We start from the raw sequence: 11,181 nt of genomic DNA on the forward strand, positions 1-11,181 counted from the left end.
CATGCAGTTTCTTCGACCGATTCTTCTTCTGTGCGCCGGATTTCTCCTGTTCCCTGCCGCCGGAAACGATGTGTTCAACGGCTCCTTCGAACGCTCCGGCCGGCCCGACGGCTGGGAATGGAGCACGTTCGGCGGCGGCGACGCGGCTTGCGCAGTCATACGTTCCGGGGGCAACCGCCACCTGCGGATCGCCTACCGGTCGCTGCAGCAGCCCAACCGTTACGGCCAACTGCTGCAGAACGTGCCGCTGACTCCGGGGCGCATCTATCGCCTGAGCTGGAAAATGTGGGGAAAGCCCGCCCGGAACATCTGCTGGACGCTCGGGAAACACTGGAAACTGCGCCCGGCCCTCCCGTCCGTCACGCCGGAGGCGGCCCGCCACACCCTCCGCTTCCGGGCCGAACCGGATGAGTTCGACGGCAAACTCTATCCGGTCCGGCTGATCTGCGAAAACCTGACGCCGGAACTGAATCTCGACGACATTGAAATCACGGAAGAGGAGCTCCCGGCCGAAAGTGCCGTCACATTCGTTCCGCCCGAAAAAGCGCTTTCCGGCAAGGTGTTCCGGCTCCCTCGCCTCGACGGATTTCCGCGCGACGGCGGTTTCCCCGGCGGCGTCACCGTCTGGACGCCGGCCGATGATGCGGATTTTTCCGCCTCCTTCGCACTCGGCTGGAATCAAGACGGCCTGCTGCTGTTCTTCCGTGTCCGCGACGACGTCCTCCGCCCGGTCCCCGGCAGCGCCATGTACCTGGGGGACAGCGTCCAGCTCCGGATCGACCAGGATGGTGAACTCGCACCGCAGGCCAGACCCTCCGACCTCGAACTCGGTTTTCAAATCGATGCGGCGGGGAAATTAGCGACCTGGAACTGGAATACGAATATGCCGATTCCCGAAACGCTCGTCGAATCCGTCGTGACTTCCGGAGAAAACGGATTCTCTGCGGCAGTCCTGCTGAAAGACGCGCTGTTTGACCGGATCGACTTCCGCCGCCCGAAACCGTTCAGCTTCAATCTGATCTTCAACGACCGCGACGGCGGAGACGACCGCCGGGTCATCTCTTTCGCCCGCGGCATCCACGACTCGAAATCCTCGGCGGACAATGTGCTGCTCTTTCCGGAAGGGGGCGCTGAAACCGCCCGGGTCTGCGCCCGATATGACGACCTCAGGGAACATCTGGCGGGAATCTTCTATACGGCCGGCGCAACCGGAGATACGGCGGACTTCGTCCTGCGGCTGACGCCGGAGCACGGTTCCCCCCGCACGATTCCGCTGTGCCGCGCCACGCGGGTTCCGCCCGGCACAGCCGGCCGCCTCCCCTTCCGGCGCTCCGTCTCCGAACTGCCGGAAGGGCGCTGGACCGCAGAATTTCTATGGAACGGCCGGCCGGCCGGGAAACTCGCCTTCGAGCGCCGGGCTCTGCTTGTCCGCCAGCGCAAGATCTGGGAGGAGTTCCGCAGCCGTCTCTCCCGAATTGACGCTGCCTACCGCCGGCAATTCCCGGAACGGCTCCCGGCCGCGGCGGCGCTTTCGCTCCGGGTCCTGAACTCCGATATCCCGCGGCTGCTCAGTCAGATGGAAGCGGCGGAATCACCCGCCGAACGCCGCTTCTACGACCGGCGCGGCGAAATGACCGCCCCGGAAGTCGTCGAAGCGCTGGACGAACTCGAGCGGGAGCTTGCGGAATACCGCGCCGGACGCACGCCGCCGGAATACTGGTTCTTCCGGTCCGGCCCGGTCCTGCTGCGCGGCGGTTTCCCGTATGCGGAACTGGAGAGCTCGCGCGGACGGCGGCAGCTCCGGCCGGTGCTCTTCGCCGGATACGGCCACTTCACCGATGTGATCCGCGACCTGCCGGAATTCAGCGGCATCGGCGCCAACCTCATCCAGATCGAGATCGGCCCCTCGAGCATCTTTCCGAAGGAAGGGAAAAACGGTGAATTCTCCGAACCGGATTTCTCCGACCTCGAAAACCGCATTCTGCCCGCCCTCCGGAGCGCGGCGGAGCACAATGTGAAGGTCTGCCTGCTGCTCTCGCCGCACTACCACCCGGCCTGGCTGCTCGACAAATATCCGGACATGCGCGCCGATTCGGATTTTCTGAAGTACGAGATCACCCACCCGAAGGCGGAGGAGATGCTCGACGCCTACCTTGCGGCACTGATCCCGAAGCTCAAGGCGTCGCCGTGGAGCGCAGCCCTCCACAGCCTCGTCCTCTCGAACGAACCGGTCTATATCGGCTGTACGCCATACAACCCGCAATCGCTCAAGGATTTCCGCCATTACCTGAAGCAGAAATACGGAACACCTTCCGGCTTCAACGCGACAGCACAGCGCGATTATCCGGATTTCGACGCGATGACCGGACAAATCGAAACCGATCCGGCGCTCAGGAGCGAATTCGAACGGTTCCGGCGCGACACCTTCGCGGCCTGGCACCGCCGGCTGGCCGAACGCGTCCGCCGCATCTGGCCGGAGATTCCGCTGCATGCGAAAATGATGATCTTCTCGAGCCTGTACGTGCCGCAGGCCACCGACGCCGGAATGTTCGCTGCGTTCAGCGACTACAACGGCAACGACAACTACCGGATGTACGATTTCGACAACGCCGGACTGGCGCCTCACCATATCAGCAGCGAACTCGGCAGCGAACTGCAGCTGTCGGCGCGAAAGCTGTCAATCTGCAATTCGGAGAACCACATCATCGCCGACGGCGAAACCCGCCCGGTGCCGAACGGCCACATCTATACGGCTATGTTCGAACAGTACGCCACCGGCACCTCGGCCCTGATCACCTGGGTCTGGACCGACATCGATTACCTGAAATCGCTGAGCAGCTCCCCGATGTTCTGCGGGAACATCCGCAACCGCCCCGGCAACATCATCGCCCACGGACGCGCCATGCTCGACGCGAACCGGGTCGCCCGCGAACTCGTCCGCTTTTCCCGCTATGAACCCGAAACGGCGATTCTGCATGCGCCGAGCTCTCTGCTGCATGCGCCGGAACGCTGCAAGAATTCACTCGACGCACTCTACGCCGCAACGCTGCCGACCGGACACCGGGTCAGATTTCTTTCGGAGGAACAGCTCGGCAGACGGGAGTTCGGCGCAGTCCGCCTGCTTCTGCTGCCGGAATCCGAATACCTCGACCGCAAAGCGTTGGCCGGATTGAATGAATTCGTCCGCCGCGGCGGGCGCGTGATGGTCTGCGGCAAAGCGCCGCGTTACGACGAATTCGGCAATCCGCTGCCGGAACCGCCTGATTTTCCGAAACTTCCCCTCTCCCGCCTCGGCGCCGAACTCGACGCGACAACGCCGCTGCCGTTCCGGCTCGCCGTCCACGACGGCGCAGGCGGCGAAGGGCTCTACCTCCGCTGCGTCCCCGACGGAGACGCCTATCTGATCAATCTGGTCAATTACGGAAAAAACGCACGCAAGCTGAACTTCTCCGGCCCCGGAACTTTCCGCGACCTGCTGCGGGAAGAGACGTTCGAACCGGAATTCGAACTGCCGCCGCAAAAACCGCTGCTGCTGCGCTTTCTCCCCGCCGGAAAACCGTGACGCCTCCGCTTCGCGCAAACCTATTTGGCCGGGTCGATGCGGAGCGTTTCGAAGCGGTCCTGCGCCAGCGCGGCGAGTACGAGGAGCCCGACCGTCATCAATTGCCAGTAAGACGAAATGTCGAGCAGCGTCATCCCGTTGCGGAGCAGCGCGACGAAGAGCACGCCGATCAATGTGCCGACCATCGTGCCGCGGCCGCCGGTCGGCGAAGCTCCGCCGATCAGGACCGCAGCGATCACGTCGAGTTCGAGCCCGACGCCGGCGGAGGACGGATTCGCCGCTCCGACCCGGCTCATGCGGACCAGAGCCGCCACGCCGACCAGGATTCCGCAGATCGTATAAACGCCGACCTTGAGCCGGGTCACGTCGATTCCGGCATGGAGCGCGGTCAGCGGGCTTGACCCGAGCGCCCGCACATAACGCCCGAACGTCGTGTACTGCAACAGGAAACCACCGACGACCAGCACGCCGAAAAACAACACCACAGCGGCCGGAACGCCGAAAACCGTACCGGCGTCGAGCCAGAAGTAATCCGAAACGACCGCCGGGCGCCCGTCGTTGACCAGCAGCGACGCGCTACGGAACACCACCATCGTCCCGAGCGTGGCAAGAAACGGCATAAGCTTCAGCCGGGCAATGAGTTCTCCATTCAGAAACCCGGCGGCTCCCCCGGTCAGGACACCGAGCACGGTGCCGGCCGCGATCGCCCAGCCGTTGAGCGGAACGTAGATGCCGTTTTCGATCGCGACGAGCCCGGCCCCCGAAAAGACCAGCATCGAAACCGCCGACACGATCGCGCACAGCGAGAGCATCGCCCCGACCGAAAGGTCGATCCCGGCGATGATGACGACGAAAGTCATGCCGACCGCCGCGATCCCGGTCACCGAAGCGCCGCGCAGGATGTTCAGCAGATTCCGGACGGAAAGAAAATGCTCCGGAGCAAGCACGCTCCAGAGAGCGAAAATCAGGACCAGTGTGCAGAAAGGAAACAGTTGCCGGCTGTATCGACTCATTTTTTCAACTCCCCCGACCTTACAGGTCGTCTACGGCGGCGAGGTGCATAACCTCCTCCGGCGTACTTTCTTTCGTATTCAGATTCCCCGCCATCCGGCCGTTGCGCATGACGAGGATGCGGTCGGTCACCCCGAACAATTCATTCAGATTCGACGAGATGAGCAGAATCGTCCGTCCCCGCTTCGCGAATTTCAGCATCATCTCATAAATCTGCCGCCGGACTTCAACGCCGACGCCGCGGGTCGGTTCGTCCAGAATCAGCAGTTCCGCCCCGGAGATCATCCAGCGGGCGATCTGGATCTTCCGTCGCGTCCCCGCGTCGAGCTCGGCTCCCCGTGTCCGCGCGGAGGGCCAGCCGAATCCGAAACGGCGGCCGAACCGTTCACCGATGCGCCGCTCCCGCCACGGCGGAGCGAAAAAACGCATGCCGAAACGGACGTAGCCCGCCAGCAGCAGATTCGCCGCCCCCGACAGGCACGGGATGATCCCGTACCAGGTGCGGTCGTCCGGTACAAAGGCGATTTTTCTCTTCAGCGCTTCGCGCGGCGAGCGGATATCGACCTTCTCTCCGTCGATCAGAATCGATCCGGACCTGAGATTGCCGACACCCGAAACCAGCTCCGCCGTCTCGCTTCGCCCGGAACCGACCAGCCCGGCCAGCCCGACGATCTCGCCGCGGCGCAGCGTAAAGCCGACCCGGCTCACACGGCCGGAGCGGTCCGAAAGCTCCCGCGCCTCGAAAAACACGCGGCCGGGACGGGCGTCCGAAGCCGGGTAGAGCTCCTCAAGCTCGCGGCCGACCATAAGTTTGACCACCCGGTCGGCCGTCACGGCGGAACGCGCGCCCGAAAACACCTGCGCCCCGTCACGCAGCACGGTCACTTCGTCGGCGATGTCGAGCACGACATCCAGCCGATGCGAAATATAGACGACCGCCATCCCGGTATTGCGCAGTTCGCGGATGATCGCAAACAGCTCCTGCATCTCGCGGAGGGAAAGCGAAGCGGTCGGCTCGTCCAGAATCAGAATCTGCGCCTTGCGGTTCAGCGCTTTCAGGATCTCGACCTGCTGGCGTTTCGCCGGAGTCAGGTCCGCCACGACCGTGTCCGGCTTGAGCATGAAGCCGTGACAGTCGATCATATCATCGGCTTCGCGGTTCATCGCCCCGGTATCGAGCACCTGGACGAACCGGCCGCCGATCAGCCGTTCGACGCCGAGAAAAATATTTTCCGCCACGGTCAGGTCCGGCGCAAGATCCGACTCCTGGTGGACCATCGCAACTCCTGCCCGGACCGCTGCGGCCGGAGACGAAAAAGAGATTCGCGCTCCGCGCAGCAGAATTTCGCCGGAATCGGGCGGATAAATTCCGGCCAGAATTTTGGTCAGCGCCGACTTCCCGGCGCCGTTTTCGCCGCACAGGGCATGGATCGTGCCGGGACGAACGGCAAACGACACGTCGCGCAGCGCTTCGACCGCGCCGAAGCGCTTCGAAATATGCTTCATTTCAAAACTGTACACGATATCCGCCATTTCACAACCCCAATGCCGCCGGTTCGGACCTGATCATCTCATCGAGATTCGAACGGTTGACCACGAAAACCGGAATCGGCGTAACTGTCTCCCCATCCTTGCCTTCCAACATCTCCAGCGCGCGCAATACGCCCCGGCGCCCGATCTCGAACGGATTCTGCGCGATGATCGCCTCGACATTGCCGCGGCGCACGCCGTCGAGCAGCAGCGCCGAAGAGTCGAAGGCGATCAGCCGGACCTTGCCGGCCAGACCTTCGTTCAGCAGGGCCCGGTAAGCACCCTCCGACGTATCGAGATTGACGGTGAAAATCGCGTCGATGCCGGGATGCCGGATCAGGAGGTCGGTCACCAGCGGGCGCACATTGCGCAGCGAACTCTCCCCGAACGGCGACTCGACGATCTCAATCGCGGGATAGAGATTCCGGATCGTTTCGATAAAGCCGCGGGCACGCTCCTCGGTCGATTCGGAGTTCCGGAGGTGGTTGACGACGAGAATCCGGCCGTGACCGCCGATCGCGCGCGCCGCCAGCCGGGCGCCGAGTTCGCCGGCGGCGGAGTTGTCGGTGCCGACGAGCGGCAGGCCGTTCATTTTCCCGAGCGGGGAATCGATGATGACGCACGGAGTGCTCTTCATCGCTCTCAGAACCGGGCGAATGAGCGCTTTCGAATCGTTCGGAGCGATGACGAGTGCGGCCGAATTCCGGGTCAGCGCATCCTCGATGCAGGTGATCTGGCGCATATGGTCGCTCTCAAGCTCGGGACCGGTCCAGACCATCCGGTACGGAGTCCCGGCGGCTCCGGCCAGGGCGCCGAGCCGGACCTGATTCCACCACGGATTTTCGACGCCCTTCGGAATGACGGTGATGATTTTCCGCGGTACGGTTTCGGAGTGCCGGAGAGTTGCAAATTTACGGACGAGCCCCGCTGAAAACAGCGCGGCCGACAAAAGCAGAATTCCGATTGCCACCCAGGTGCGTGCCATAAAGAGTCCCTTTCCCCGGCATACAGTAGCGCCGCAGCAGCAAAATAGCAACCCCGGAACAGAGGATTTTCCAACAAGTCCGTTCACATGCTCGCCAAAACGACGCCCGGCGCCAGCCGGTCCGGGAGCAGAGCCAAAGCGCCCGGCTGCCGGAGGCAGAGGCGAAACAGCCTGACCACCCAATCAGAGGACCCGGCCGCTTCGCTCCCCTATTTCGCTCCCTGCCGGCGCAGCTCCTTGTTGTAGAGCTTCGTCGCGGCGGACTCGACCGCGCGCCAGAAGCCCGCGTCCTCGCGCAGCGTATCGCGCAGCGTTTTCCCGGAATAGATCTTCATGAAGCGGAACCGGTCGTTCCGCGTAAGTCCGATATCCATGGCGGAGAAGCAGATGCCGGCCGTGTCCTTCACCCGGTAGCGGTACGGCACCCGCTTCCGGATCTCCGCCCGGTGCAGGTCGATCACGTACAGGCGCGGCAGCTCGTCCGCGCACGTCGCATTGTCCAGCAGGAAATGGCACAAATAACAGTCGCGGTGGTTCAGCCCCGCATCGTGCATCCCCTTGACCATCATGGCGAGCCGCCGGTTCAGCGCATGGCGCAGCCGCGGCGCGGGCCGGTTCTCCGGCCAGTTGCGGCAGAAGTCCTCCAGACTCGTCATATCCTTCAGCTCGGCCGTAATCAGAAACGACTCGATCCGGGCCGGATTCCTCCCCCGGCACCCGTAGGCGCGCGAAGTCATCGTATCCACGCCGACCCTGTGCAGCAGCGCAAGCGCGTTGTACTCGTTCTGCGCCCCGAGCACCGGACGCTTGCCCATCAGCCAGTTCTTAATGATTTCACGCCAGCCGACACCGTGATGAATCTTCGCAAAATATCCGTTCCCGCCAAACTCGAAACGGAACGTCCGGCGGCTCTTGACCTTGCGGAACACCTCGCCCTCGAGCTCGGAAACCGCCTCGAACGGATCACGCCCCTTCCACGCCGCCGCAAACTCCGGCGCCAGATCGATATGGTCAGCCATTTGCCGCCTCCTCCAGACAGTCGACGGCCGCATCGGCCCGCCGGTAAAAATCAGCCGACGCCCCGTAAGCCTCCGCCGCGCTCCGCATCGTCTCCAGACGCCCGGGAGAGGTCAGGATCTCCTCGAGCAGCCGCTCGAACGCACCTTCGTCAAACGGTTCCGGCAGAACCGCGCCGCCCGACTCCGTCACATAATTCGCAAATCCGCAGTTTTCCGTGCAGAGCACCGGCGTCCCGGCCGCCAGCGCTTCGACCAGCACCGTGCCGGTCGCCTCGTTCCGGGCCGGATGCACGACCAGATCGGCCGCCAGCAGCAGCTCGGCCACATCGTCGCGGCCGCCGCCGAAAGTCACGCGGCCCGTCAACTTCAGATCGGCCGCCAGCGCCGCGAACCGGCCGCTCGACTCGCGCCCGGCAATGAAGAGTTTCGTCTTTTCCGCCGCGGCCCCGCGCAGGGAAGCGAGCGCCCGGAGCGTCCGGTCCACTCCCTTCGTGCGGAAGCCGGAACCGACTTCGAGCAGCAGCGTCTCATCCGGCATGACGCCGAGCTCCGCGCGCTTGCGTTCGCGGACCTCGCCGGCGTTTCCGGGGCGGCGGCGGTCGGCCGGAATCCCGGGAGGCAGCAGCGTAAAACGTTCATCCGGAGTTCCGTACACCTCCATAAAATCCCGCTTCTGGTTCGGCGTCAGATACAGAATGCGCGTTTTTGACTCCGGCAGAAAAACCGCCCGCTCATAGGCGAGAAACGTTCGATAACGCGGCAGCAGCGCCAGCACCAGCACAGGGTGGCGCGCGGCGCTTTTCGCAAAGCAGTTGTCCGCCGCGAAATAGAAGTCGAGCCCCGGCATGCGGTTGAACCCGAAAATCAGGTCGAATTTCTCCGCCGCCGCAAACCGCCGGACGGCCGCGGCAAACGAGCGCGCGCGGGCGTGATTCGAAAATCCCCGGCCGCGCAGCAGTTTGAGCGTCACGCCGGGGGGAGGCGCGTCGGGGCTCTCCCACCTCATCGTGCAGACGGTGACCGCATGACCGCGCTTCACGGCCGTCTCGGCGATGCGCAGCATATCGCGCTGAAGCCCGCCGTGCGGAAAATAACGGAAGATCGGGAACAGCAGCTTCATGGCACGATTCGATCCAGCTCGTCGTCGGCGAGGATCTCCCGGCAGTGCAGCGATTCGAGCTCGCGCTCAATCCGCTGACGCGCCGCCGGCTTCGAAGTCTTGCGATCGTTCGGGGACGGATTCAGGATCATGGTCGCATGATTCAGGTGCCGGACGAATTTCATGAGCTCCGGCGACTCGATGAAGCGCATGTCGTACCCGGCCTTCACCAGGGCGAGGTGCAGGGACTTGCCTGCCGTGTCGCCGTCGAAGAACCCCAGCCCGACCTCCCGGACAAGATCGGTCCGGTACATCGCGCAGTGGCTGCGCAGGTAGAGAACTTCCTTCCGGCTCTTCCGGCCGAAAAGCCGGCGGAAAAACGTCTCGAACGCTTTGCCGGCGCGCTTCCAGCGTGATACGAGCTCAAGCTTCCAGCTTCCGATCCCGGCGATCTTCGGCGACGCGATGATCCGGTTGATCAGGAAATCGAGCCAGAGGTCGTTGATGACGATCGTGTCGGTGTGAATGACCATGAAATACGGCGTATCGACCTCGGCAAGCGCAAGATCGAGCGCGCGGGCATGCATCTCCGGACCGGTTTCGCCCGGGACCGGCGGCCGCTCGATCAGCCTGATCCATTCGACGGAACGCAGGTATTCGGTCGACGCATCCTGCGAATCGTTGTCGACGACGATCACCCGGACCCGTTCGAGGTTCGTATGCCGGCGCAAAGAGCGCAGGCAGAGCTTCGTCAGGTCGACGGTCCTGTAATTCGGTATGATAATGGTTACTTCCGGCTTCTGCATTCTGCCCGCCCGTATTCCTGAATGTACTGTCAATCCATATTTCCTGAATAATATACCCTTTTTTATCGATTTGACAAGCAACCGCCGGAAAAATCCGCAAAAGACAGGAATTTCAGCTTCACGCCGGCGACAGTGCGGAACTGGAAACGGCTGCCGCCGCGCGAACCTTCCGGCGATTCGCGGCAAACGGCTCCAGCCGGAGCCGGACGCTGGAGCAGTCCGCCGTGATTTCCCGGCCGTCGGGGTCAACCCGGGGAGCGCCGAACATCTCCGGCGTGACGCCGAACATCATGCTGCCGCTCATTCCGGCGATCTCGATGAGGCCGTCGCTCTGCAGCGTGATCACCGCGTGGACCGGTTCGTCGTAAATGACCGTATTACCGGCCAGCCGCGCTTCCCGGTAAACCGCCTCCGGAAAGAGCCGGTGCGATTCGGCGCACCAGAAATGCGTCGTCGAATTGAGGTCGAGAAACGGCACCCCGTCGACGAAGCGCAGATAATCCACATGGTGATGCCCGTTGATGCAGAGCACGACGCGGCCGGGCGTCCGCTGCGACTCCCGCACGATCTTCAAAACCTCGCCGCGGTTCTTCACGCCGTGGACCGCCCGCTCGAAACTCTGGTGGCTGAAGAGGATGCACGGGTACGGCGACCCGAGAACCGTTTCACGCAGATAGGCGATCTGTTCCGGCGGCAGATACGGCAGCCGGCCGCCGTACGAATAGTAATTCTTCAGCTCGTAATGGATGTACCGGCCGTCGAGACAATAGTAGTTCGGGTCCAGCACGATCATGCGGAAATTGTTGCAGTCGAAATGATAATATCCGCACGGCGGAATGTTGTAAATCCGCTTGACGGCTTCGACCGGGCACTCGTCGCACTCGTGGTTGCCGAGCATGTGATAGGCCGGAATTCCGGAACGGTCGTAACGGTGGACGAAATCGACATATTTCTCCGGCGTATGGCAGAAATCCCCGAGGTGGATCATGAAATCGACCTTCTCCTCCCCGGCCCGTTCGAGAATCCGGTCCAGCCGCTTTTCCGGCGAGGAGTAGAAAACGCCGGGATGATGATGAAGATCCGCAAATGCGGTGAATTTTACACGCTGGATGCTCAAAATAACAAAACTCCCTCTATTGAAACGGATAAATGCGTCCGTTCCGCCGGAC

The 11,181-nt window shown here is 63.0% G+C and carries 8 protein-coding genes; 1 reads left to right on the plus strand and 7 read right to left on the minus strand.

The features are described 5' to 3' along the window. Position 1 precedes the first annotated feature (1 nt). Positions 2–3,562 (plus strand): beta-galactosidase, encoded by a 3,561-nt coding sequence (locus FYJ85_RS12660; protein ID WP_154418986.1) that lies wholly within the window; start codon positions 2–4, stop codon positions 3,560–3,562. A gap of 20 nt (positions 3,563–3,582) precedes the next feature. Here the strand turns inward: FYJ85_RS12660 and FYJ85_RS12665 are convergent, their stop codons facing one another. From FYJ85_RS12665 to FYJ85_RS12695, 7 genes are all read right to left on the minus strand, one after another. Beyond that, complete coding sequence (locus tag FYJ85_RS12665; RefSeq protein WP_154418987.1) at positions 3,583–4,575, minus strand: ABC transporter permease; 993 nt, start codon at positions 4,573–4,575, stop codon at positions 3,583–3,585. Positions 4,576–4,594: 19 nt separating this feature from the next. Continuing rightward, positions 4,595–6,106 (minus strand): sugar ABC transporter ATP-binding protein, encoded by a 1,512-nt coding sequence (locus FYJ85_RS12670; protein ID WP_106055318.1) that lies wholly within the window; start codon positions 6,104–6,106, stop codon positions 4,595–4,597. 1 nt (position 6,107) lies between these two features. Next, positions 6,108–7,088 carry a substrate-binding domain-containing protein gene (locus FYJ85_RS12675; RefSeq protein WP_106055317.1) on the minus strand — a complete coding sequence of 327 codons (981 nt, stop codon included), beginning with the start codon at positions 7,086–7,088 and terminating at the stop codon, positions 6,108–6,110. A 209-nt stretch (positions 7,089–7,297) separates the two neighbouring features. Then, on the minus strand, positions 7,298–8,107 hold the full coding sequence (rfaP, locus tag FYJ85_RS12680; protein ID WP_106055316.1) for a lipopolysaccharide core heptose(I) kinase RfaP: 810 nt from the start codon (positions 8,105–8,107) through the stop codon (positions 7,298–7,300). Continuing rightward, complete coding sequence (locus FYJ85_RS12685) at positions 8,100–9,227, minus strand: glycosyltransferase family 4 protein (RefSeq protein WP_106055315.1); 1,128 nt, start codon at positions 9,225–9,227, stop codon at positions 8,100–8,102. Before FYJ85_RS12685 ends, rfaP begins: the two co-directional genes overlap by 8 nt. Beyond that, positions 9,224–10,012 carry a glycosyltransferase gene (locus FYJ85_RS12690; RefSeq protein ID WP_154418988.1) on the minus strand — a complete coding sequence of 263 codons (789 nt, stop codon included), beginning with the start codon at positions 10,010–10,012 and terminating at the stop codon, positions 9,224–9,226. Before FYJ85_RS12690 ends, FYJ85_RS12685 begins: the two co-directional genes overlap by 4 nt. Before the next feature lie 118 nt (positions 10,013–10,130). After that, positions 10,131–11,129 (minus strand): metallophosphoesterase family protein, encoded by a 999-nt coding sequence (locus tag FYJ85_RS12695; protein ID WP_206213161.1) that lies wholly within the window; start codon positions 11,127–11,129, stop codon positions 10,131–10,133. Positions 11,130–11,181 lie beyond the last annotated feature (52 nt).

The organism is Victivallis lenta (assembly GCF_009695545.1).
Classification (GTDB): domain Bacteria; phylum Verrucomicrobiota; class Lentisphaeria; order Victivallales; family Victivallaceae; genus Victivallis; species Victivallis lenta.

Bases quoted from the DNA above. Each gene is read 5' to 3' on its own strand.
- FYJ85_RS12660 (WP_154418986.1), top strand. From the start codon at position 2: ATGCAGTTTCTTCGACCGATTCTTCTTCTGTGCGCCGGATTTCTCCTG.
- FYJ85_RS12665 (WP_154418987.1), bottom strand. From the start codon at position 4,575: ATGAGTCGATACAGCCGGCAACTGTTTCCTTTCTGCACACTGGTCCTG.
- FYJ85_RS12675 (WP_106055317.1), bottom strand. From the start codon at position 7,088: ATGGCACGCACCTGGGTGGCAATCGGAATTCTGCTTTTGTCGGCCGCG.
- FYJ85_RS12670 (WP_106055318.1), bottom strand. From the start codon at position 6,106: ATGGCGGATATCGTGTACAGTTTTGAAATGAAGCATATTTCGAAGCGC.
- rfaP (WP_106055316.1), bottom strand. From the start codon at position 8,107: ATGGCTGACCATATCGATCTGGCGCCGGAGTTTGCGGCGGCGTGGAAG.
- FYJ85_RS12685 (WP_106055315.1), bottom strand. From the start codon at position 9,227: ATGAAGCTGCTGTTCCCGATCTTCCGTTATTTTCCGCACGGCGGGCTT.
- FYJ85_RS12690 (WP_154418988.1), bottom strand. From the start codon at position 10,012: ATGCAGAAGCCGGAAGTAACCATTATCATACCGAATTACAGGACCGTC.